We start from the raw sequence: 23,822 nt of genomic DNA on the forward strand, positions 1-23,822 counted from the left end.
GATTTATATTTGTAGATGATATCGTTATTATAGAAACCATTTCGAGTTCTGTAAATAGAGAACTAAAAGTTTTTTTCTGAAAGTTTGTCATATGCGTTTTCTGTAAGGGAAATAGCCCGTTTCAACGTTGAGGAGATGTCCCCTGTTTGTTCCCGTTTTGGCATGACTTCGGCCTTAAAAATATGCTAGGATAAGGTAAATCATAGATTCATTGACGACTGGCCAAAGGAGACTTCATTACAGTGACCATTAAACACGAAATACTCATTGAAAAAGAGCTGGATCTGGTATGGAGGGCTTGGACGGAAGAAGACCGCGTTAAGGCGTGGCTGGCTCCTGCAGCACGGATTGAACCATGGGAAGGCGGCAGATACGAGCTGTACCCTAACCCGAATGATCAGACACCGACCGGATGCAAGCTGCTCAAATATGAGAAACCGCGGGTGCTGCAGTTTGAGTGGAAAGGACCTGAAATTTTTGCGGAGACGATGAATCTGGACGGGGATTTAACCATGGTGCAGGTCAATTTCAAACAGCTGGAGGACCTTACCCGCCTTAGCGTGATGCATATCGGATGGAAAAATACCCCGCAAGGCATGGCTGCAAGGCAGTGGCATGTCCGTACGTGGCTTCAGCTGCTGGACGAGCTCAAAGCGGCAATAGAGTCCGAAGATCATATACTTAGCCGGCCGTAAATGGTTAACGTACAAATAGCCTGGTTCCGTAACATCTACGGCCAGGCTATTTTTTATAATGATATCTGCTCGTATCTGTCTATACGACCCTGCTGCCGAATGACCCCTTCGTGTACTATGGTCCGGTCCCTCATGCTCTGCTGTTCCAATTGGTATCGAAGCTTCAGCCTTCTTCTATGTACCCGAGCAGCCGCTCCTGCATCTGATGGATGGCGCGTTTTCTCAGGCTGTATTCGGTCAGGTTCTCCCCTTCAAAATGGGCGTAGATTAACCCGGCGGTGCGCAGCTTCGAGATGTGGTCGTGGGTAATGCCTTTGGACAGCTGGACATGACTGACGATTTCCGTAAACGTCCGCGGTCCTCCATGCAGAAAGCGCAAAATTTTAAGTCGGCTTTTCTCGCCGAGGCTGCGGATCATCCGCAGGTCATGGGTCGGAATATAATCATCGTCTCCCAAATAAATGCGGGAATTATAATGGCAGTAAATTTTCCGTCCATAATGGGTCACCATGTTGACCGGTTGAAAATGGTACTGCGGAATGAGCACCAGCTCGTCCGCGCTGTCCACCGGTTTGAACAGCATGCCGTTGGTCGTCTCGTCGACAAAATCCGCCCGGTCCGCGTCCGTCAGCTGCTGCAGCCGCTCCTCTTTCTCCCGTTCCAGCGCCTGCAGAATGGCCGGATCTACGTTCCGGAAGTACTGCTCGTACCATTGTTCAAACATCGACCGCGTCCGGGCCAGGAAAACCTCCAGATCCTCGTCCGGAAACTCATTGCCGTTCGCCGTAAACAGCTGGACCAGGTCCTGAATCGTCAGGTTCTCCAGCCAGTCCAGGAATCCCTCGACGCCCCTGCCCTCCGGAACGAGGAGGCCCAGCAGGTAAGCAAAGCTCCACCAGTCGCCATTCACGAGCATCTCGTCCAGCATGGCGGCAAATTCCGGCTTGAGCTGTTTTTTGGTGGCCGTTGCCCACGAAGGGGACAGATCGATCTTTTTGTAGGACGCCCGGCAAATATAGGTATGAAGGCTGTTCATAAATTCATGTACGGGCTCGAATTTGATGTCAATGCGGTAATCCAATCCTCGGTTCCCCCTCTCAAATTAGTAATCATTATAACGTGAATGCTCCGTGATGTTCCACTCCTTTAACGAATCACCGTGCGATAGTCCAAACGGCATTCGTTCGAAATGCTGCCTTTTCAGCACATAATGGAACTCAATATAAGGATTTCTTATCGATTTACTAAGAAAAATTGAAGACCCAACCTGTGAATATAAAGAGCACAGCGCCGCAGCACTGTGCCCTTTAGAAAGCACCCGCCAATCCGCGGACTGCTCCCGTGAACTTCTCCCTATATGTTACAACTCTACGCGCCCGCTTCCTCGACCATGACCTCTGGCTTCAGGAGCTTAATCCTTGAAATGCGCTTATTATCCGTTTCTTCCACTATGAAAATGTGGCCGTCCAGTTCTGCCGACAGTCCTCGCTGCGGAGGAATCGCCTCGATGCGTGAGTACAGCCAGCCGCCGATCGTATCGTAATCGGATGTATCCAGCTCCAGACCAAAGCGTTCGTTAATTTCTTCAATCAGCATCAATCCGTCAATCGAATATTCGTCGTCGCGGATTTTCTCGATTCCCGGACGTTCCTCGTCGAATTCGTCCTGAATTTCACCGACGATCTCTTCCATAATGTCTTCCAGGGTAACCAGCCCGGATGTGCCTCCATATTCGTCAATCAGGATGGCGATCTGGGTTTTGCCCCGCTGCATCAGTTTCAGCAATGCGCTGATCTGGATGGATTCGGGCACAGTCAGGATCGGACGTATCAAAGTATTGTATTCAAGCGTTGTGGAATGTAATAAGTCTTTAATGTGCAGGAAGCCGATGATATGGTCCTTATCCCCGTCACAGACAGGGTACCGGGTCCGCATGCCTTCATAAGCGATCTCGAGATTCTCCTCCCGGGACAGCTGAGTATTCAGACAGATCATCTCCGTTCGGGGAATCATGATTTCCCGTCCGGTCGTTTCCGCAAATTCGAATATGTTATCAACCAGTGCCATTTCCGTATTGTCAATGAGTCCGTTTTTGTTGCTTTCTTTCATCAGAATGCGGATTTCTTCCTCCGTATGTGCCGAGTCCGACTCGGAAGCCGGGGCGACACGGAACACCCGCAGCAGGCTGCCTGCCAATCCGTTCAATACCCAAATGAACGGGTACATCAATTTGTTGAAATAGATCATGATGGCCGACGACATGAGCACGACCGATTCCGCCTTGCGGATGGCCATCGTCTTCGGCGCCAGTTCTCCAAGCACAATATGGAGAATTGTAATAAGCAGGAATGCAATGACGACCGCAATGCCGTGTACAGCTGCTTCGCCAAAACCTAGCGAATGAAGCAAAGGTCTGAGAAGCGTCGCGACCGCCGGTTCGCCGAGCCATCCAAGCCCCAGCGAAGCGAGCGTAATGCCCAGCTGGCATGCGGACAAATACGCATCCAAATTGTTGACGATCTTGCGGGCATACACCGCGCCTCGTCGTCCTTCTTCCACCAAGGTCTCTACCCGGCTGCTCCGGACCTTGACCATGGCAAATTCAACCGATACAAAAAAACCGTTCAATAATACGAGTATAAAAACCCATATCAAACTCGGTAAGGGGTCTCCCAATCTGCTTCCTATTCACCGTCATCCTTGACCGGCAAATAGGTACACCTCCTTCGTAAGTTAAAATGGTGAACCACCGTTATCCACTGCTGCGAATAGGCCGTCAACTTCCCAATGGATTCATCTCCCTTCAAATAAACGAAATCTTTAAGCTTAATTTATACACTATACTTAATTATATAATTATACACTACACAGTCAAACGGCAAGGTATGACTGCATCATTCAGGGACGGCCTGATATTTCAAGCAATCGAGCGGTTGCCAGGCTAAAAGAGCCGTCCCTTGTCAATTCAGACACCAGGGACGGCTTTTTCGTCATTTGCTATAGGTTTTATGGGCGTAATGCGGTTTAACGGGTTGTCGGCGGGTTGCCGATAACACCCGGATATTGATAGATCAGCGGCTCGTCAAATGTAATGTAGTCCAGGTTGATCGTCAGCAAAATAATCCGTTTGCCTGTCGAACGTTCACTGATGATGATGTGGTCACGGCCTGCCGCCTCGATGACGCCGGTGAATATTTTTGCATTCCACTGCGAGTTGTTTTCGTATGTCATGTAAAAGGTGCCCGTTTTGCCCAGATTCAGGCGAAGTATGTTCTCAACGTACGACTGCTCAAACTGCTGGGAAGGCGGTGCCTGGATGACAGCGCCGGTCTGTGTGATCGGGCTGCCGCTGGTCACTGGCGGAGGAACGGTTCCCGTAGTTCCGGGCTGCCCCATCATCCCCTGATGACCCATCATCCCCTGCTGCCCCATTGGACCCATCATTCCGTGCTGGCCCATCGGCCCCATGCCGGAGACCCCGGGATAACCTCCTCCAGAATACGTAACAGGTCGGAACGGTTGCGGTATCATTGTGTTTTGCATCCTCCTTTATATATGGCAAATTGGAAAACCATGTCCCATGTGCTGCTTGAAGGTCTATCCATAGACTCGTGGGCAATCTGCGGCGGTTGGGCTGAAGAAGCAGTGGGATTTAAAACGCCCGGTTTGTTGCTGGTTGAACCAGGTCGGCGGGCATTCTCCCGTCGGACGGAAGAACCACAGCGCATTGGATGCCGGCCAGGTTCTTTCACCGTTAATCGACCGCCTTGCGAGCCTGATGTCGGCGTCTCTAGCTCTTTGATAGAAGTACCCTTTTTGCGTGGACTCAAACCCGCCGGGACTTTGAAACACCATATCCCGAATGCTGCGGATATTGTTGAAATCCAGGCAGTTGCCGAGCACCCGGTTCACCCCGACATTGCCGACCATCAGCATGCCCAGGTCTCCCTCAGATTCCGCTTCCGCTCTCATAAGCCGTGCCAGAAGCCTGGTTTGCTCCGAATTGGTTTTGATGACAGCCAAAGGTCCATCCTCCTTGCTTCGATGTTTTCCTCTACAGTGTATGTGCATCCGCCCAGTTGGTGACCAGAAAAATTGCGCTTCTTGTCCTTTCTTGCAGCTCATTTACAAGCATTTGACAAAGTTGTCCGTTCCGCAGGAAAGCTTTACATTCGTCTGATTTCCCGTTAACAACGCCTCTCTATACTGGGTAAGGAAAGTCCACATCCTTATAAAGTGAGGTCGAACCAGGCTGATGGAAAAAGACATGACGCTACCCAATCCTCCCCGATCCCGCGCCCGTGCCGGGGCCATCCCGCTGAAATCGCTGCGTGTTTCCCGCTGGAAAGAACGGCTGCTGGCCTATGGCTTCCTGGCTCCTTCTCTGATCGTTTTCGGCATCTTCCTGTTTTACCCCCTTGGTAAATCCGTCTATCTGAGCTTGTTTTTGACGGATCCGCAAGGCCGGATTGCCGAATTCGTCGGAATCGACAATTTCAAGGCCGTGTTGAGCTCGGACCAGTTCTATAACAGCCTGTGGGTCACCGTAAAATACATCCTGTTCACCGTGCCGACCGGTGCGGCGGCCGCCCTGCTGCTTGCCGCCTTGTCCCACCAGAAGCTTAGAGGCATGAAGATCTTCCGTTTCATCTTTTCTCTGCCGATGGCCGTCTCGGTCGGAACAGGCTCTGTCATCTGGATGATTCTGTACCACCCGACCCTCAGCATTCTGAATTACGGGCTCAGCTTTCTCGGTATCCCGGCGATCCAATGGCTAACCGATCCGAAGTGGGCCCTGCCTTCGATCGCGATGATGACCGTCTGGCTGAACCTCGGATTTAACTACATCGTGCTGCTGAGCGGCCTGCAGGGCGTTCCGGACGACCTGTACGAAAGCGCCAAGATCGACGGCTCCGGATCGGTTCGAACGTTCTTCCGGATCTCGCTGCCGCTGATCTCCCCATCCCTTTTCTTCGTTGGGGTCGTGTCGATCATCAGCGCGTTCCAATCCTTTGCCCAAATCAACATTTTGACCAAAGGCGGCCCGATGAACAGCACCGACGTCCTTGTGTATAACATTTATCAGGATGCATTCATCAACTATCGCTTCGGCAGCGGCAGTGCGCAGGCGCTGATCCTGTTCGTCTTGATCACGGCGCTGACGATCCTGCAGTTTAAATTCGGCGAAAAGAAGGTGCATTACCAATGACCCTTAGCAGAATCCAGCAGCCGCTGCTGTACCTTCTCCTGATCCTGGCGTCTCTGGCGGTTTTGTTTCCGCTGCTGTACACGCTATCGTCAGCCTTCATGAGCAGCGCTGAGTCAGCGGCGTACCCGCCCAGGCTGCTTCCGTCGGGACTGCATTTCGCCAACTTCGTTCAGGTGTTCGAGACCATTCCGGTGGCCCGGTTCATCGGCAACAGCTTCGTCGTCGCCACGGCCATCATGCTCGGCCAGCTGATTACGGCCAGCCTGGCGGCGTATGCCTTCGCGTTCTTGCGCTTTCCCGGCAAGGCGCTGCTGTTCTCCCTGTTTCTGTCGACGATGATGATTCCATGGGAAGTCACGATGATTCCCAATTATTTGACCGTACGCAGCTGGCATTGGGTCGATACGTATCAAGGATTGATCGTTCCCTTTATCGCTTCGGCGTTCGGCACGTTCCTGCTCAGACAGTACTTTTTGCAGCTGCCGAAAGAACTGTTCGAGGCGGCAAAAATGGACGGCTGCGGCCATCTCCGCATCTTTTCCCGGTTGGTGCTGCCTTTGTCGGCGCCGGCCCTGGCGACCCTTGCCGTCTATTCCTTTCTGACGAATTGGAGCAATTATTTGTGGCCCCTGCTCATTACAAACAAGGAAAGCATGCGAACCGTACAGATCGGCATCGGCATGCTGCAGTTTGAGGAAGTCACCGCCTGGAACGTCGTCATGGCCGGCATCGTGGTGCTTCTGCTGCCGTCCCTCCTGCTCCTGATCATCGGTCTGAAGCCGTTGGTGCGGGGTATTACCGCAGGTGCACTCAAAGGCTAGTAGTGGCATGAGGAAAAAGTCTATCGACGCACATTCAGTCCATTTGCACTCAATGAACCGGATCGTTGTTATAAGCCGGTTGGCGTTCCGGCCGGCTTATAATTTCCAATATCAATTAACGATTTCAAAAAGGGAGAGATTGTTGAAGATGAAACCATTCGGCAAGAAATCACTCGCCATGATGCTGCTGTCCTGCATGATGCTGCTTACGGCGGCATGCGGAACATCCAGCGGCGGCCAAGCTTCCGGGGAAGATAAGGCAAATGCCGCGGCTTCCGCTTCCGGCGACAGCAGCCCTGTAAAGGTGGTCTGGTGGCACTCCATGAGCGGGGATGTGGGAAAAGCGGCACAGCAGCTGGTGGATGAATTTAACGCTTCTCATAAAGATATCGTCGTTCAGGCGGAATACCAGGGGACGTACGACGAGAGCCTGAACAAGCTCAAAGCTTCGCTCGGCTCGGACAGCGGTCCTTCCCTGATTCAGGTGTACGAGATCGGCAGCCGCTTCATGATCGACACCAAGGCGATTACACCCGTACAGCAGTTCATTGATGCGGACCAATTTGACATTTCCAGCCTCGAACCGAACATTTTGAACTATTACAAATTTGACGACAAGCTGTACTCCATGCCGTTTAACACGTCCAACCCGATTTTGTACTACAACAAAGACGCGTTCAAAGCAGCCGGACTGGACCCTGAGAAGCCGCCGGCCACGTACGCCGAAGTGGCGGAAGCGGCGAAGAAGCTCACCAAGCAGGGACAAGCCGGCGGTTCCTTCGCGATTTACGGCTGGTTTATGGAGCAGCTGCTGGCCAATCAGGGCGCAGAGCTCCTGAACAACGGCAACGGCAGAACGAGTATGGCCACCGCCTCGCAGCTGAACAGTGACGCGGCCGTCAAGACGCTCGATTGGTGGAAGCAAATGGTGGACGACAAGTCGCTCTTGAACCTCGGTCGCAAGACGGATGATACGTCCAAGGCATTTGCCGCCGGGCAAATCGCCATGACGCTCGATTCCACGGCTTCGCTGCGCAGTATTGTTAAGGCTGCTGGGGACAAGTTTGAAGTCGGCACCGCCTTCCTGCCGAAGCCGGACGCCGCAACGAAAGGCGGAGTCATTGTCGGCGGGGCGAGCAACTGGATCCTGAACAATCGGCCGGAAGCCGAACAAAAAGCAGCCTGGGAGTTCATTAAATTTCTGGCTGAGCCGAAATCTCAAGCGGAATGGCATATCAATACCGGCTACTTCCCGATCACGACCAAAGCTTATGACGAACAGAACGTGAAAGACAACATGAAGCAGTATCCGCAGTTCCAGACGGCCGTAGATCAGCTGCACCAAACTGAACCAAGCCTCGCTACCCAGGGCGCAGTGATGGGTGTGTTCCCCGAAGCGCGCCAGCTGACGGAAACGGCGATCGAGGAAGTGCTTAACAACAAAAAAACGTCCAAGCAGGCATTGGATGATGCCGCCAAGGAAATTACGAGCAAGATCGAGGAATATAACAAAACGGTTGGCCATTAAGGTCAACTAATAGCTTGAACCCTTAGCATGACCCTCTTATGTTGGCGAAGACAGCACTTATAGCAGAAACAAACAGGAAAAGCCGGAAGTTCTCTTTTCGAGAATTCCGGCTTTCGTTTTGTCTTTTGCAGGGAACATTATCCAGATCATTGTCCGCAAGCCGTTATAGAGAAATCGGCGGCATCGTCTCACCTGTTTCCAAAAAGGTTTTGAGATTGCTGAGAATCGCCGGCCAGCCGTTGTTATACCCTTCAAAGGTCCGTTCTTCATCAACAAAGTCGCTGTCCAGCAAGTTCTCGTGCCGGAGAATCAGCTTCACAACCGGACCCATGGGCTGCAGCTCGAAGGTGACGACGCCCGGGCTGTTCCGGGGCGTGTTGTCCCCTTTATAGGTCCAAGTAAAAGACAGCTGTCTGGGCGCATCAGACGCCAGCACCTCACCATAATCGGTTACCTCGCCGCCTCGCAGATAGTTCACGGCTGATCCGACTGTCCACTCGGATTCCACCCGTGTTCCGAAGAAGTATTTCTCGGTCAGGTCGCCATCGGTCAACGCTTGCCAAAGGTTCTCGGGCGTCGCAGCAATATAGGTGACATAAACAAAGGAGCGTGTGTCCATTCGGTTCATTTCCTCCCTCTTCTCATGGATTGCGGAGCTTGTATCATCATAGACAGCAGACATAGGCAAGTCAAGTAAAGCCGCTGCGGGATAGCCATGCACCAAAAAGCCCCGTTCCCAAGGAATTGGAAACCGGGGCTTTCCTATGATGCAAAGACGCGGGTAACCGTAATTAATCGCCAACGACCGACGAGTTCGTCAAGGCATCCACTTCAGCCGAGATTCCTTCAGCCAAACGGCGGATGGCCTCCCGGTCGACTGCCTGGTCATAAATTCGCAGAACGGGCTCCTGAACTTCTCTGATTGTGGCCAGCAAGGCGATCGCTTCCTTCATCGAGCGGGAGTAGCGGCCGCGAATTTCGGCGATCTGATCCTCATACCGTTCGTCGGTTCCCGCCTTAATCGCCAGTTCGTAAACATCGAGAATTTCGTCGCCCTCACGGCTCGGAAAATGCTCATGGGGCGCCGTGCTGTCAAAGATCGCCAGGCTCTGCTGCGGAAAAATAATCATGTCCAGGCTGTTCGGATCAAAGCCGCAGTGATAGATTTCCGTGTCGACCCCTCGCTCCTCCGCCGCTTTGGCAAGGCGTTTAAACAGCGTCGATTTGCCGGAACCCGGACGGCCTTTGACAAAGACGCGCTTCTCCAGGCCATCCGTTAAATTCAGAACATAATCGACAGCCCCTTCACAGGTAGCCGCGCCAAGGAAGCGGTGAACGGCATGGGCGCGTCTTGGCCGGATCGGAACGAGATGTTCTTCCGCCCACTCTTCGGCAAGCCGGTCCATGACGGCCCGGTCCAGATTCTGGATATAGAAGGCCTCCCATTCATCATGGATCCGCAGCGTTTTTTGGAATGTATCGTAGGCTTCGCTGTAGAGCGCGCTCGTTTGCCGCTCGGCTTCTTCCATTTCGCCGGCATGCTCGTTCAGCCACTCCGTGGAAATCGCATCCTCCAGATCGATCATGCGGATTTCGGTTCCTTCGAGAACCGGATCGGCGCTCCAGGCGTTGCCGTCGACAACCCCGATGCCGATATCTTTCAGGATGAGCCCTTCCAGCCAGTCTCGGTTCAACGGATGATGAATATAGTGAAGGCTCCAGCCCTTTTGGCTCCATGCTTCCGCAAGCTCCGAGAGAAATGCCGAGACCGCCGTCCCTGCCCGGCCCTGCAGTACGAAGACCGTATCCAAGCCGCTCAGCACCGAATCAAACAGCGTATATAGACCGTCCGCCGTATTTCCCCTCGCAAAATAATGCTTCACTTGATCCGCCATACGGGTCAACACTCCTTTGTCGTCCGAAAATGTTTACATCCTATGTTATGCATGGCGGCAGATCTGTGTGAATGCCTAGGGAAAACAGGTTAAGGCTTCGCGGTTTTCCAGTAGTCGTAAGCGTGAACAACGTTTCCGGTATAGGACGGCGAGTCGGCCAGCAGCCCAGGCAGCTTCGCGAGTTCTTCCTCCATGTAGGCGGATCCTTCCTCGGCAAAAGTAATATGGTTCCCTTCCCCGCTGTCCTTCATTTCGACAGAGATGAGAATTGGCTTGCCAAGCTCATTGGCAAAGGCAATCTCTTCCTTGGAGACGGCTGCGATCCCGTTCGTTCCTCCCGCCGTATCGCGGAATGCCATCAGGGATACAAAATCCATCTTGTCGATCATCCACTTGCTGATGGATTCTTCCGTGCCGGGGACCTTGTATTTGTCCAGCCAAACGGCCAAATCCATGCTGGCCTGCAGATTCGAATCCTTTTTGATTTCCTGGACAAAAGCGCTCAAATTCCCTGTCCATTCCTCAAGGAGATGACCCGGATCCTTTCTCCATTCCGGCAGCACGTACGGCTCGATATCCAGATGGATACCATGGAAACGCTCGTCCCCTGCCACCTCTTGGTTATATTTCTTCACATAATTCACCAGTTTCATCATCTTCGGACGGCTCTCCGTCAGTGCCCAAATCGGGTGACCACCCATGGCGTGAACTTCGATGCCAGCGGCCGAGGCTTCCTTCACAAACGAACGATACGCTTCAATCGGCTGCTGAAGGTCCAGGCGGACGAACAGCCAGTTCAGCTTCTTCTCCTTGGCAAATTCGATAATTTCCTGGCCGTGCTCCATAACCTGATTGGCTTCCCATACGTAGGTGCCGCGCACCTGCTTATCCCTGTCTACCGGATCGGGGTCCGGCACTTGGCCGTCCGAAGGTGTCTCAGGCTCTGGATCTGGATTAGGTGCGGGATCCGGATTGGTGCCTCCCGGCTCTCCACCGTCCGGCATGTTCTCCCAGTTGCGGAAGTCGTGAATCGCGATACCACCATACGAGGTATAGGATTCCAGCGCGCCCGACAGCGATTCAAGCGATTGATCCATTTCGCTCTTCCCGCTTCCGTAGAAGGACGTATATTCCTCACCGGGCATTTGCTTCGTGTTGACGGCCACGAGGACTTTGGTGCCGAGCCGCTGGGCGGATTCCATCTCGTCCCTGGCCAGTTCCACGATGCCGTGCTCCGAATCGACCGTATTGCGGTAAGCCAGAACCGTCACATGGTCAAACGACTTCATAAACCATTCGGTCAGCTTCTCGTCGCCCTGGTCCGGGACGGTATACCCGTCAAACCAGAACGGGAGATCGATCCCGAGGTCCAGCTTGGAGCCGGATGCGTGCGCTGCATCCAGGAAGGCTTGTATATTATTGATCCATGTCCCGATGACGCCTTCCGGGTCGGTGCCCCATTCCGGAAGAACATAAGGTTCGATGTCCAGATGGATACCGTCGAACTGGGCGTCAGACGCTTCAGCGTTGTTGTAATCGTTTACCCAATCCACCAGGCCCACAAGCCGGTCACGGTGCTTGGTCTGTGCCCAACCCGGGTCACCACCGAGCGCATGCACGGCAATGTTGTCAGCATGAGCATTTTTTATGAAAGTTTCATATTCGCTTGCCGGCATGTCCCGATTAATCTGTAAGTAAATCAAGTTGATTCCTTGGTTTTGGGCAAAGTCAAGCAGGTTCTTCCCGCCATCCTCGATCAGCTCCGTCTGCCATACCCATGTGGCTTTGACCGGTCCGGACGGGGAAGAAAACCCCATCAGCAGCCAAGCCGAAAGGCACATCAGCGCGGTCAGCAGGATTCGAGAACTTTTGACAATCATAATTTCCCTCCATTCCTATAGATCTCTAGCAGAACGGAGTAATTATAGCATTGATGTCGAAAAAAGAGATGAGCCCAAGTCCTTATTAGGCTGGGCTCACCACAGGCAGCAGGTTTCCCGACTGCATAGAAGGAACTAAATTCTCCAGTTAATTTTTACCTTTTACAAGGCTATAGAGAAAAATTGGAAAGGATTAGTACCTTTTGATTAGTCGAAAAGTTACGGTTCATATATCATTTTGCGGGTCATGCCCCCATCGACTACGAGGTGGGTCCCGGTTACAAATGAATTGTCCGGATCTGCCAAATATAGACAAGCCCGGGCGATATCATCCGGTTTACCTACTCGTCCCGCCGGATGCTGACTGTGGTCCTCCTCCCGCAGGGCGGAGTAGTCTCCCGTTTCGATCCAGCCCGGGCTGATGCAGTTGACACGGACCCCGTCCGGCCCAAGGGAGACGGCCATCGCATGGGTCAAGGCCACGATCGCTCCTTTGGAGGCGGCATACGCCTCGGAATTCGGCTCCGACATGAGTGAACGGGTCGACGCCATGTTCACAACAGATCCATGATTCCCCTTCTCCTTCATAATCCGGGCCGCTTCCCTGGTCGCCAGAAAACAGCTGCGGACATTCGTGTTCAGCACGTCATCCCATTCGTCCACCGTCAGATCGTACGGCGACTTCCAGCGTGACACGCCGGCATTGTTGATCACGACGTCAAGTCTCCCGTATTCTTCCAGTGCCGTCTGCATCAGCCGCTTGATATCCGCTTCGTTTCGCACGTCGCACGGGCAGAACACAGCTTGTCCCCCGTCCTGGCGGATGGAGGCGGCAGCTGCCGCACCTGTCTCCTCATGTTGATCACCCAGGACGACCCGCGCGCCATGCCGGGCAAAAGCCCGTGCAACTCCTTCTCCGATTCCCTGCGCCGCCCCGGTCACCACGACGACTTTTCCTTCGAATGACATGACCATTCCTCCTTTAGATCTAATCTCTATGTCTCTATTTAACCTTAACGCAGCCGGGGAATCAAGAAACGTCCGTGCTTCATGCTGTCCGCGCAAATCAGAAAAAAAGCGCCTCCGGCAGAGTGATCTGCCGAAGACGCATCCATTCAATTCTTTGGATTCGTGTTCCGAAACTATGGGTTCATCCTCCGAATAGCGCCCGGGGTGCCTTCTTCTCCGGATACACGCATGTAGCGCTGAAATCCCAGGTATCTCGTTCCCTGGAAGGTAAGCCGGCCGGCGTCGCCCTCGGCACATAAACCGTACTGTTCGCCGCTAACCGTAAATTCCATCCGGTCGCCGCTCTCCACTTCGAAAGTAAGGTAATAGGTCGTTTTCGTATAGCTGGATAGATGGTCATTGGTATCTTGATGCTGATGATGGCTGACCTGACTGCGTTTGCTGACAATCCGGGAATCCACGGTGAGCACGGGCTGCTTGTTGTTGCGCCCCCACTGCAGAATACCTTTTCCGGCAGACAGTACAATAATTCCGATAACAACGACAAAAAAGATCGGCATGACCTTTCCGAAGAAATCGAACATCCAGAAAGACGTATCTCCCATGCTCTTCCCCCTTCCATCCACCAGCTTCAAGCTTCACAGTGACACGCATAGCATGGTCATTAACAGTATATGCGTCCATTTGAAGAACTTGATGCCAATCTTACGGGATCAGAGCACTTTCCATGTAATTCCCCCATCAATCGTCTGAAGGAGCCGCGATCGCATTTCGTCATTTTTCATAACGAGCATCCAGCCGACGCGCTGGGAGCTGAACTGCAGTTTACCGACTTCGGGATATTCCTTTAATATACTGGTCAGCACGCGGCTTGCGGGCAGCGGCATCCACGTCTTCCCTTGGTCTTCGGTGTGATACATTAGATTGCCGACCAGAGCCCAGCCTTGTGTAGAATTAATAAATGAAGGACGAAGCGACTGGTTTACCCCCTTATTCCATCCGAGGTTAAAAGGGGCAAAAGTCCAGGTCTGGCCTTGGTCTTTCGTGAAAAAGCCGTTGTATTTAGCTGAATCGCCAACCTGGCAGCCGACGGGAATCCAGCCTTCCGTATTGGACGTATCGAAAAATTCCGGGCTTGACGGAATAAATCCGCTGCAGGACGCCAGCTTGTCCCGGTTAAAAAACGCCGGTCCTTCACTCCACTCGCTGCCCCCATCCTGTGTACGGTACAGCTTCGGCACCCCAAGCTCCTGAATCATCGCAAAGCCTTTTGCCGGGCTGGTAAAGGTCATGCCCATCGCATAGCCGAGCGGCGGAATAGCACCCTGCGTCGACGTCTGATTGCTGCTGATATAATTATGCATCACCATTTTCCATTTGGCTCCGCCGTCTTCGGTTTTATACAGCGTTTTATCCTGTTTGCCTGTCGATGATTCCGCAGTCAGCATAATCCAGCCGACATGATCGGAATCGAAAAAGATCGAGGTCACCTTGTTCTTGTCCGGGATGGAGGCTACTTTCCAGGAACCGCCTCCGTCCGACGTATGCAGCACGATCGTCTCCGACGTGCCGGAAGCGTTGCGGACTACCCAGCCGTTCATCCGGTCCTTGAAATACAGGTCTCTTCCATATTTTAAATTGTCGGGAAATTGTACATTGGAAGCCGGCGAAATGTTGACCCACGTTTTTCCGTTGTCTTCCGTAAGGTACATCCGCAGTTCATTTCTCGTCAGTCCCCACGCGATGCCCGTCGTCCCGCTTAGGAGCTGGAAGTCCGTCAAGCGGGTCTGTATTTGGTATTGGGATGGATCTTCCGCAGCGGCCTTGGCTGATTCTGTCGGCACCACGGTCAGCGTTTGCCCCAGCTCTGCAGGCTCGGGATTCGGGACAGGTACAGACGCGGGTTCTTCCTTCTCTGTTGTGCAGGCAGAGAGCAATAAACAGAACAGGAGACCCATGCCCGTCCATTGTTTCCACCGTTTCATTCTCATTCCTCCTTCGCTGAGGACCCTTACACTCAAGTCATCTTCTAAAATAAATATTATAACATAAAGAGGTGCTCACGCCAGTCGGATACGACTGGTATGCAATGGTACACAACAATACCCGGCATCCTCATGAAGGACACCGGGCATTGTTGACTAGTATGAGCGCAATGGATCAGCGAACCACTTTTACGCGCTCCGCAATCGGCTGGAACTCCTTGTCCCCTGCCGGCGCCGTCGGTTTGCCGAAAGGCATTTGGGCGATCAGCTTCCAGGATTCGGGAAGGTTCCATTCACCCCGGACACGCTCGTCGATCAGCGGGTTGTAATGCTGAAGCGAAGCGCCGAAGCCTTCAAGCTCAAGCGCCGTCCAAACGATCAGCTGCACCATCCCCGAGGTTTGATTGGACCATATCGGGAAGTTTTCGCTGTAGGCGGCGAATTGGTCCTGAAATTTGCGAACGACGTCCATGTCTTCATAGAATAAAACGGTGCCGTAGCCGCTGCGGAACGAACCGATCTTTTGCTCAGTCGATTTAAACGCCTCCGGATTGTTGACGACCTCGCGCAAAATATCCTCCGTAATATCCCATAAGCGGTCATGGTTGGACCCGAGCAGAACGACCGCGCGGGAGGTTTGGGAATTGAACGAGGAAGGCGCATGCTTGACTGCGTCCTCCACGATTTCCTGAATACGCTCATCGGTGGTCACGTTCTGTTTGCTGATGGTATAGATGGAACGTCTTCTTTTCAGTGCTTCGATAAAATCCTTGGGCATCGCTCTTTCTTACCTCCATGTTATATATCTGGCGACAATGTGCCTGGACCAAGGAATATGTACTTTGGCCGTTACCGGTTAACTTTCCCAGTCTGCTTTTTTAATATGCGGACCCACTGGGATGGTTTGCATCAAAAAGGCAGGCCCATCCGCTGATATCACGAATGGACCTGCCTGTTAGTTACACGTTGTTCCGTGCTTCGGTTTCAATGGTTCGCTTCATAACCTCTGCTCCCCGGTCGACCCGGATCTGGATTTCAGCTGCCAGCTGGTCGGGCAAAAAATCCGTAATCCACACAAGGCGGCACCGGCCCCCGCTGTCCTCGTACACCTGAAACGAAGCATGGTGATGCTGCAACGGCATTTTCGTTTCCACCACCGCATAAGCCATTCTTCTCTGCTCATCATCCCGGGTGACGATCAGCTCTTTCACGATATTGCCGTTGCTGAAATGGATCTGCCGGTTCACCCCGTCAAAATGCGTCTCAGCCGTGTAATCCGGCACGAACCGTTTATGCACGGCGCCGGCGTCACGGACGACATCCCATACGAGTTCCGGAGATGCCTCAATCCAAATTTCTTTATAAATCGTTGCCATCTCAGCATCCGCCTCCATTCCATGGGTGGGCCGACTGAACATTCGACGAAACGAATTGTACGAATGAACCCGGACGAATCCGAATGTATCGGCTGATCCGCTGTATGGTGTCGTCGAATGCAGATTTGAATTGTTCATATAAAGGAGAGATTTCTGGATGAGGGATTGCGGCATTCGTGCGCGAAAGGGGGACGTTTCCTTCGATCGCTTGCTTGGTTACCTCCAACGTCCGGATTAATTCGGTTTCGCCAAAAAAATGCAATCCGCCTTGAACGCCCTGCCAGTATCCAGGCGTATCAAGCAAATACCGGATCCAGGCTTGGAAGTCCAGTTCCGAATGGCATGCGGGGTACAGCAGCCTGATCATGAACACCTGCTGCTGATCCGGATGAAGCGAACGAATCACACTTGCCTTATCGGCACCCTCTTTTCCCTGCAACGCGCTGACTGCCGGGTCGGTACAAGCCAAAACAAGCTCTGCATCGGTTAACGCATCAAATGCCTGCTTCTTCATTTCCACTAATTTCAAAATATCACTCTCCTTGCCTTCATTTTATTTTTGACTGATTTATAAGTCAATATTAAAATCAAAAAAACATCAGCCTCCTTTGATCAAGGAAACCGATGAATCTACGATTTGATGGAGCATCCCGGTCAGCTTTATGTTGACCTCGGCATCCGGCATCCCTTGGGCTTCCATCTCCTGCTTGGATTGATCCAAGTAAGCCATCCCCTGGCTCACCGAACCCCAAAACTGCATCGCCATCAAGTGCGCGTCACCCTGCCGGATCTCGCCTTCCGCGATGCCTCTGTCAATTGTGCGGGTCATCGGGAGCATAAATCCCTTCACCCAATCAAACGGTGAAATCTCGTCCGGGGTATAGAGGAAATGGATATCGTGACTGATCCGCATGTAAAAACGGGACATCACCGGATTTTCCAGAACCCGTTCGCAAACGATTTGCGCATAGGTTTCGAGCAGCTCCAACACGGGAAGATCCTGTGCAAAAAATGCATCGGTATAGCGCCGGGATTCCTCCATCATGTGCTCATACAGCGCTCTGAACAGGTTTTTCTTATTTTTAAAATAATAGAATACAAGTCCGTGGGCGAGCCCGGCCCGATCCGCAATGTCGCTGACTTCCGAAGCCGCATACCCCTTCTCAACATATACACGCATGGCTGCCTGCAATATTTCCTGCTGCCGCTGCCTGCGGATTTCCTCATTTTGTTCTTTGGTGCGCGGAGACATGATACGTCCACCTTTTCGTTGGCTTAGATAGATTGAACCAAAGTATTTGCAATTGAACATCCTATGATAACGGCCAAATATGCCTATAACATTCATTTCTTCAGTTCATTCTATATAGATACTAGTCGAAATTATAGGAGAAGCATATCGGGTTGTCAATTTGCCGGCTATTGGCCGCAAACTCAAAAAGCCTTAGGGCTGATTCAACTCGAAAAGGCGATAGATCCCCTCCCGCTGCTCAGCCGCAAGGCTTTTTCGTAAGCAGTGATAAACTGCTAAAAATTATCGTTTCACCCAGGCTCGCTCCAGGTTCATTTCCTGGATGCATTCCTCCGTGTCGTGCGTGTCATTGTCGATAAGCGGCGTGACCGCGTACGCATGCATCTCTTCCGCTGAATGGGTACGCAGAATCGGATCCAGCGCGTCCAGATCCATCGTACTTTCATCCAGCCAGCGCTCCATGTCCCCGGGAGATAGAATCGCCGGCATCCGGGCGTCGAATTCACCGATCAGCGGATTGGCATCCGTCATGACCAAGGTGCAGGTGCGCAGCGGCTCTCCACGGGTATCCCGCCATATTTCATACAATCCGGCCACCCCGAACATGCCGCGGTTTTTCATCACTACACGGACAGGATAAGACTTCTTGCCTTCCCTCTTCCAGTAGTAAAATCCGTTGCAGGGGATCACGCAGCGCTGCTTGTCCACCATTTTCCGGTAGCTGGGGTTCTGGTGCACATTCCTGAGATCCGCATTGATTGCGTCTTTTCCCCAATAAGGGATAAAGCCCCAGCGGAATTCATCCAGAATCCGCGCCCCGTCCTGCTGGAGCACCACCGGCATATGCTGCGTCGGACTGATGTTGTAGCGGTTTTTATAGTAATACATCACCCGTTCGATTTGAAAATGCTCCTGAACCTCCGGCAGCTCGGCGGCCATGGAAAAACGTTGACACATGAAGCATCAGCCTCCCTTTACCCCGTATTGTTTGCCATTGGAGGGAAATTATTCATGTGCCTGCCGCTTGCACAACAAAAAAACGGTCCCCTTCGCGGAGGGAACCGTTCTGACGTTTGGTTACTCGGAAAACACTGCCGGAGTTTCGGTCAGGCTCTCGCGTGATTATTTTCTTTCTCTTCTTTCTTATGAAGCAGCCGCTTCTAGGCCGCCCGAAGAGTTCGGGCTGAAGCAGCTCCATCGGAGGATCGATCAAGCTCTATAGATTACGTGTGATCAGCTGGTCCCGTTTAGGCCCTACGGATACGTATTTTACTTTCACCCTTGCGGTCACTTCGATGATCTCGATATACCGCTTCGCCGCCTCAGGCAGCTCTTCAAAGGAACGAATGCCGGTAATGTCACAGTTCCAGCCCTTGTGATGCTGCAGAACCGGCTTTGCCTCATCCAACTTCGCACTTACTGGAAACTGGTCGGTTACCGTCCCGTCTGCAAGCTGATACCCGATGCATACAGGGATTTGGTCCAGGTACCCGAGTACGTCCAGATTCGTTAACGCGATCTCGGTGGCTCCCTGAATCATGCAGCCGTAGCGGGTTGCTACCGCATCGAACCAGCCCACGCGTCTCGGACGTCCGGTTAATACGCCGTATTCGCCCGCATCGCCCCCGCGCCGGCGCAGCTCCTCCGCTTCTTCTCCTGCCAGCTCGGTCACGAACGGGCCGGCACCGACACAGCTCGAATAAGCTTTGACCACCGCCACCACTTGGGATATGGCATACGGCGGAAGGCCGGCACCAACCGGTGCGAATCCCGCTAACGTTGAGGAGGACGTGGAGAACGGGTAAATGCCGTGATCCGGGTCCCGCAGCGCTCCGAGCTGCCCTTCCAGCAAAATGCCTTCCCCTTTACGGTAAGCCTCATTCAGCATCTGGGCCGTATCGCACACGAACGGACGAATCTTCTCGCCCTGTTCCAGTAATTCAGGCATGAGATCCTCCGGAGTTAGAGGCTGATGGCCATAAAGATGTGTCAGCAGAACATTTTTGGCTTCCAGCATCTGTTGCAGCCGGCGCCGAAGTCTTTCTTCATCGTACAGATCGGCTACCTGCACACCGAGCTTGGCGTATTTATCAGCATAAAATGGAGCAATCCCCTGCTTTGTCGAACCAAAGCTCCGCGCCCCCAAGCGTTCCTCCTCCAGCTCATCCAGCAGCCGGTGAATCGGCAGGACGACCTGCGCCCGATCCGATATAGCCAGTTTCGGTTCGGGGACGCCTCTTGCCAGCAAGGCTTCCCGTTCGCTCACCAGCACGTTTACGTCCAACGCCGTTCCAGTGCCAATCACATTCGTCACATGCGGATAAAATACGCCGGAAGGCAGCATATGCAGGCCGAATTTCCCGTATTCGTTAATAATCGTGTGCCCGGCATTGCTTCCGCCCTGATATCTCACCACGTAAGATGATTTGGCTGCCAGCACGTCCGTCATCTTGCCCTTTCCTTCATCGCCCCAGTTGGCTCCAACAATCGCTGTTACGGTCAATGGTTTGGCCTCCTCTTGTTTTCCTTTACAGCGATCATTATAATTTGGATTAGTCACATAAGTAAAATTGATATTAATAATGATTGATATAAACTGAGGTAATGACAATGAATATTCAAATGGAATGGTACCGTGTTTTTTACTGGACGGCCAAGCTTGGCAGTTTGACAAAGGCGGCAGAGCAGCTGCATATTACCCAGCCTGCGGTCAGCCATACGTTAAAGCAATTGGAAGGTGCTCTTGGCGGGGCTTTATTTTTCCGGTCAGCAAAAGGAGTCACATTAACCGCAGAAGGCGAAGTGTTGTACAGCTATGTGGAACAGGCCATGCAGATGCTGGACATCGGGGAGAAAAAGATGGCCGAGATGCAAAATCTGCTGCTTGGGGAAATCCATATCGGAGCGAGCGACACCTTGTGCAAACACTACCTGCTGCCATGCCTCGAACAGTTCCACCAGCAGTATCCGGACATCCGGGTGCATGTCACGAACCGGACGACGCCGGAGACGATCACCTTGTTAAAAGAAGGAAAAATCGACTTCGGGATCGTAAACCTGCCTGCGGAGGATCCCAAAATCGATTTTCGGCCAAGCGCTCCCCAGCAGGACTGCCTTGTCGGGCATCCGAAGTATGCGGAATTGGCACGGCAGCCGCTGCCTTTGGCGGAGCTTCACCAGTACCCGCTGCTGCTTCTGGAACCGGGTGGAAGTACGCGCCGATTTCTTGACAGCTACGCCGGGGCGCATGGCACGACCCTTCATCCCGAATTCGAGCTTGGCAGCCTCGATCTCTTAGTCCAGTTTGCCCAGAGCGGATTTGGGCTCACCTTCATTACGCGCCAATTCATCACCGAAGAGTTAGCCTCGGGCAAGCTGGTGGAGATCCCTTTGACACCTCCAATTCCACTTCGGCACATCGGGATTGCGACGCTCAAAAACGTTCCTCTTTCGGCTGCATCCAAACGGTTTATTGGCTTTTTGTCGTAGCTTAAAACTGGAATACTGCCTGATATAAAGTTCACGGATGAGTAATGATGGACCCGCTCCCGGATTTAAGCATCCATCGACTCCCGCCGGAGCAGGCGAAAGCCGAAATCGCGTCCGAACAAGGGAGACAGTGCCTGCCATAGCATGCCGATCCCGGCATCTATCCGTTCCATGTTTACGGAATCGCCGACATCCACCGGATCCAACCCGATGTCGCGGGACAACCGGGCAACCGTATCCTTTGCTTCGGCATCCTCCCCGCTGATATAAACGGTGGCATTGCCCTCCTCGTATCGGGGCTGGGCAAGCACTTCCCAAGTAAGGGTATGGAATGCCCGGACAACCCTGGCCTCCTGCGCCAGTCTACGCACCTCCAAATCGGCCGACTGCCCGTCAAAACGGATGGTGCAGTTGATCAAAACTTTGCCGGCCAGAGCCCCGGCTTCCGCCAGCACCCTTTCCACATCGTCCGCCATCACGGCCAGCAGGATGACTTCGCCAAAAGCAGCCGCTTCCCGCACGGTTCCCGCCTGTGCCTGAGGGCCGGCCTCCTGAAGCAGAGCTTGAATTCGCTCATGATGCGGATCCCGAGTGCCGAACATTACCTCATGCCCCTCTGCGGCCCATTTTTTCCCGAGCGTTCCACCCATGTGTCCCGTTCCGATTACACCTATTTTCATGGTCATTCTCCTTTTCGATGGATAGATTGAGGGGGAGCAAGCCCCTCTCTCAAGCATTCTAATCGCTGGAGCCGTCTCCAGCGCAAGTCATGACATCAACATTTTTAATCCGGGTAACCTCTTCCCCTATTCAGACGTCTTAGATAAAAAGGAGTGAACTTTGTATGAAAAAGATGATTGGGGCGATCACTGCGGCATGCTTGCTCATGTCAGGCTCGTCTGTCTATGCGGCTGTTCCGGACAAGGTATATATGGAAAATGTAGAAGTTCCGAATGCAGCACCTGTGCTGAAAGACGGACGGGTGCTGGTCCCCTTGCGTACCTTAGCCAATTCCATCCATGCAACGGTTTCCTGGGATGCCAAAACCCAAACAGCGACCGTCCGCAAATGGTCGGAGAAGGTAGTGATTCCGCTTGGTAGAAACGCAGTTGTAGTGAAACAGGGAGATGGGTCGACGAAAATCAAGCTGGACGTGCCTATGCAGAAAATTCACAATCAAATGTATGTACCGCTGCGATTGTGGAGCGAATGGCTGGGGTACCGTCTGGAGGTGAAGGGCACGACGGTATCGTTTCAGTCTCCGCTGAATCCGATGCAGCTGGATGTGCTGAATTCAGGTGACCTGGCCGACGCCCGCCGGATGATGCTCGATATGAACAGTCGCCTGCATTATGAGCATGAAGCCTTGAGCAGCGAGCATACTTCCGAAGGGTTCAGCACTATCCTTCTCTTCCCTCAAGGGGTGGGCACCCGGTATTACGTCATCTCCGACAACCTGGTGTCTAGGATCGAGTTAAAAGGTGGTATGCAGATCGTCACCTGGCAGGCGCATATCTCGCCGGGCGTGAGACCTGTGGAGGAGCTGTTTGCACAGCAGAAATTTACGGACGCAACCGGACCGTTACCCTGGAAGGATACGACCTATTTTTATTACCGCGAAGGGAGCATTGTGGACATCAATACGTACACGGCGGGACGTCTGGATCCGGATGGAAAGCTGAACAAGCTGGCATATAAGATGACGCAAGACGGGGAGATTCGGGAGCAGTCCGGAACCCTTACTCTAAAGCTCCCCGATGAGGTCCGGACAGATGTGAAGAAATGATCGTTGCATATAGCTTCATGTAGATATTCATGCGGAGTCTATAAATCAAAAGTGCACCAAACTCAGCCATTCTGCCGAATTTCAGCTCGAATGAACTCGTTTAAGTGCACTTTTGCTTTTAAATCATATTTTGAAGCATCAATATGTGGCCTTCAAGATTTTTGCGGTACTCCTCACCAGCCGGATAAAAATACAATGTCTTGAAAAAGTTCATTACATTCGTTCTTGAGCGAAAAAAGTATAACGTGGCTCCCTCATCAGCATGAATCCGAACTAGATCATGAGCGATCCCTTGCAGCCAAAGGCCGAGATCCACTTCTCTACGATCTTTTCGATGAAGTAGAGCTATTAAAACTTGGATCAATCTTTCGTCCTCGTCGTCTGTGTAAACGTCTCCTTTGTACAGGGTTTGGCCCATAACATTTAATATTCGCCAATCCGCCTCATCACCAGGACTAAGTGGATGTCTTACGGCCGCTGCCAATAAATCTGCCCCATGTGCTATCGCGTGAGCCCAACCCTTCCCTTCCACATATCCTCTCGTATCCTGCTCCATTTCGAGATACTGGCAGACCCGTTCAAGGAGCCTGCTTACGGTATCTCGGTCAAGTCGGACTTCAATCTGGTCTTTCTGTAATACAGTAGCTGCAGCAAGTGCCGAAAATGAACGTTTAAACACCGAATCTGTGCACACTTCACCAATTTGATAAAATAAATGGTTATCATCAATAGCTTTGGTAAGAATATGCTCCCGTTGGTCTTCGTTAAAAAAATCGTTATGTATCCATCGGGCTAGTGTTCTGTATATGAGCTCGTCTCGAAGCCGGGGATCAGTCGCACCGATGTTCTCCAGCATAAAGGAGATCATTTCGTTGGCCAATTCACGCGTCATCGACTCCTTTGATATGGCTATTAACTCCTCAAGCCGCCTTTTCAA

At 52.5% G+C, this 23,822-nt stretch carries 24 protein-coding genes; 6 read left to right on the forward strand and 18 right to left on the reverse strand.

What is annotated here, in order from left to right; translation table 11 throughout:
- Nucleotides 1–242: 242 nt before the first annotated feature.
- Nucleotides 243–695 carry an SRPBCC family protein gene (locus KI379_RS15905; RefSeq protein WP_089547780.1) on the forward strand — a complete coding sequence of 151 codons (453 nt, stop codon included), beginning with the start codon at nt 243–245 and terminating at the stop codon, nt 693–695.
- A gap of 163 nt (nt 696–858) precedes the next feature.
- Here KI379_RS15905 and KI379_RS15910 read toward each other — a convergent pair whose 3' ends face one another.
- The 4 genes from KI379_RS15910 to KI379_RS15925 all read right to left on the reverse strand — a co-directional run bounded on the left by KI379_RS15910 (nt 859) and on the right by KI379_RS15925 (nt 4,718).
- On the reverse strand, nt 859–1,776 hold the full coding sequence (locus KI379_RS15910; protein ID WP_076171615.1) for an ArsR/SmtB family transcription factor: 918 nt from the start codon (nt 1,774–1,776) through the stop codon (nt 859–861).
- A 287-nt stretch (nt 1,777–2,063) separates the two neighbouring features.
- Nucleotides 2,064–3,371, reverse strand: a complete 1,308-nt coding sequence (locus KI379_RS15915; protein ID WP_076171613.1) for a hemolysin family protein — start codon at nt 3,369–3,371, stop codon at nt 2,064–2,066.
- A 348-nt stretch (nt 3,372–3,719) separates the two neighbouring features.
- A complete protein-coding gene (gene gerQ, locus KI379_RS15920) occupies nt 3,720–4,226 on the reverse strand; it encodes a spore coat protein GerQ (protein WP_084203944.1) in 507 nt (168 codons plus the stop codon).
- A gap of 66 nt (nt 4,227–4,292) precedes the next feature.
- A complete protein-coding gene (locus KI379_RS15925) occupies nt 4,293–4,718 on the reverse strand; it encodes a cell wall hydrolase (RefSeq protein WP_076171610.1) in 426 nt (141 codons plus the stop codon).
- A 232-nt stretch (nt 4,719–4,950) separates the two neighbouring features.
- Between KI379_RS15925 and KI379_RS15930 the strand changes: the two genes are divergently transcribed.
- The 3 genes from KI379_RS15930 (at nt 4,951) to KI379_RS15940 (ending at nt 8,253) form a co-directional block, all read left to right on the forward strand.
- Nucleotides 4,951–5,904, forward strand: a complete 954-nt coding sequence (locus tag KI379_RS15930; protein ID WP_212984159.1) for a carbohydrate ABC transporter permease — start codon at nt 4,951–4,953, stop codon at nt 5,902–5,904.
- Nucleotides 5,901–6,725, forward strand: coding sequence for a carbohydrate ABC transporter permease (locus tag KI379_RS15935; RefSeq protein ID WP_076171605.1), 825 nt, complete (start codon nt 5,901–5,903; stop codon nt 6,723–6,725). Before KI379_RS15930 ends, KI379_RS15935 begins: the two co-directional genes overlap by 4 nt.
- 148 nt (nt 6,726–6,873) lie before the next feature.
- Nucleotides 6,874–8,253, forward strand: a complete 1,380-nt coding sequence (locus KI379_RS15940) for an ABC transporter substrate-binding protein (RefSeq protein WP_076171602.1) — start codon at nt 6,874–6,876, stop codon at nt 8,251–8,253.
- Between the two features lie 163 nt (nt 8,254–8,416).
- On the opposite strand, the gene KI379_RS15945 is transcribed toward KI379_RS15940, so the two are convergent.
- From KI379_RS15945 to KI379_RS16000, 12 genes are all read right to left on the reverse strand, one after another.
- Nucleotides 8,417–8,872, reverse strand: a complete 456-nt coding sequence (locus KI379_RS15945) for an SRPBCC family protein (RefSeq protein WP_212984160.1) — start codon at nt 8,870–8,872, stop codon at nt 8,417–8,419.
- A 172-nt stretch (nt 8,873–9,044) separates the two neighbouring features.
- On the reverse strand, nt 9,045–10,148 hold the full coding sequence (locus KI379_RS15950) for a hypothetical protein (protein ID WP_212984161.1): 1,104 nt from the start codon (nt 10,146–10,148) through the stop codon (nt 9,045–9,047).
- Between the two features lie 89 nt (nt 10,149–10,237).
- Nucleotides 10,238–12,028 (reverse strand): hypothetical protein, encoded by a 1,791-nt coding sequence (locus KI379_RS15955; protein ID WP_212984162.1) that lies wholly within the window; start codon nt 12,026–12,028, stop codon nt 10,238–10,240.
- Between the two features lie 219 nt (nt 12,029–12,247).
- The gene (locus KI379_RS15960) at nt 12,248–12,997 is read right to left on the reverse strand and encodes an SDR family NAD(P)-dependent oxidoreductase (protein WP_212984163.1); all 750 of its coding nucleotides are present in this window, start codon (nt 12,995–12,997) and stop codon (nt 12,248–12,250) included.
- A gap of 173 nt (nt 12,998–13,170) precedes the next feature.
- Nucleotides 13,171–13,602, reverse strand: coding sequence for a DUF2500 domain-containing protein (locus KI379_RS15965; RefSeq protein ID WP_145132479.1), 432 nt, complete (start codon nt 13,600–13,602; stop codon nt 13,171–13,173).
- 108 nt (nt 13,603–13,710) lie between these two features.
- Entirely contained in the window at nt 13,711–14,982 is a 1,272-nt protein-coding gene (locus KI379_RS15970; protein ID WP_212984164.1) for a WD40/YVTN/BNR-like repeat-containing protein, read from the reverse strand.
- 175 nt (nt 14,983–15,157) lie between these two features.
- Nucleotides 15,158–15,760 (reverse strand): nitroreductase family protein, encoded by a 603-nt coding sequence (locus KI379_RS15975; RefSeq protein ID WP_076171583.1) that lies wholly within the window; start codon nt 15,758–15,760, stop codon nt 15,158–15,160.
- A gap of 181 nt (nt 15,761–15,941) precedes the next feature.
- Nucleotides 15,942–16,358: an SRPBCC family protein gene (locus KI379_RS15980; protein WP_212984165.1), complete on the reverse strand. Its 417-nt coding sequence runs from the start codon at nt 16,356–16,358 to the stop codon at nt 15,942–15,944.
- Between the two features lies 1 nt (nt 16,359).
- Complete coding sequence (locus KI379_RS15985) at nt 16,360–16,887, reverse strand: hypothetical protein (protein WP_212984166.1); 528 nt, start codon at nt 16,885–16,887, stop codon at nt 16,360–16,362.
- A gap of 69 nt (nt 16,888–16,956) precedes the next feature.
- Entirely contained in the window at nt 16,957–17,610 is a 654-nt protein-coding gene (locus KI379_RS15990; RefSeq protein ID WP_212984167.1) for a TetR/AcrR family transcriptional regulator, read from the reverse strand.
- Between the two features lie 282 nt (nt 17,611–17,892).
- Entirely contained in the window at nt 17,893–18,567 is a 675-nt protein-coding gene (locus tag KI379_RS15995) for an SOS response-associated peptidase (protein WP_076171574.1), read from the reverse strand.
- A 259-nt stretch (nt 18,568–18,826) separates the two neighbouring features.
- Nucleotides 18,827–20,113, reverse strand: a complete 1,287-nt coding sequence (locus tag KI379_RS16000; protein ID WP_212984168.1) for an adenylosuccinate synthase — start codon at nt 20,111–20,113, stop codon at nt 18,827–18,829.
- A gap of 107 nt (nt 20,114–20,220) precedes the next feature.
- On the opposite strand from KI379_RS16000, the gene KI379_RS16005 reads away from it, so the two are divergent.
- A complete protein-coding gene (locus tag KI379_RS16005) occupies nt 20,221–21,099 on the forward strand; it encodes a LysR family transcriptional regulator (protein ID WP_076171566.1) in 879 nt (292 codons plus the stop codon).
- Between the two features lie 65 nt (nt 21,100–21,164).
- Here KI379_RS16005 and KI379_RS16010 read toward each other — a convergent pair whose 3' ends face one another.
- Nucleotides 21,165–21,779: an NADPH-dependent F420 reductase gene (locus KI379_RS16010; RefSeq protein WP_244879310.1), complete on the reverse strand. Its 615-nt coding sequence runs from the start codon at nt 21,777–21,779 to the stop codon at nt 21,165–21,167.
- 164 nt (nt 21,780–21,943) lie between these two features.
- Here KI379_RS16010 and KI379_RS16015 point away from each other — a divergent pair, with 164 nt between their 5' ends.
- On the forward strand, nt 21,944–22,885 hold the full coding sequence (locus KI379_RS16015; protein WP_212984170.1) for a copper amine oxidase N-terminal domain-containing protein: 942 nt from the start codon (nt 21,944–21,946) through the stop codon (nt 22,883–22,885).
- A 118-nt stretch (nt 22,886–23,003) separates the two neighbouring features.
- Here KI379_RS16015 and KI379_RS16020 read toward each other — a convergent pair whose 3' ends face one another.
- On the reverse strand, nt 23,004–23,822 hold the full coding sequence (locus tag KI379_RS16020; RefSeq protein ID WP_212984171.1) for a DUF2785 domain-containing protein: 819 nt from the start codon (nt 23,820–23,822) through the stop codon (nt 23,004–23,006).

It is taken from the genome of Paenibacillus cineris, from assembly GCF_018333335.1.
Classification (GTDB): Bacteria; Bacillota; Bacilli; order Paenibacillales; family Paenibacillaceae; genus Paenibacillus_AQ; species Paenibacillus_AQ favisporus.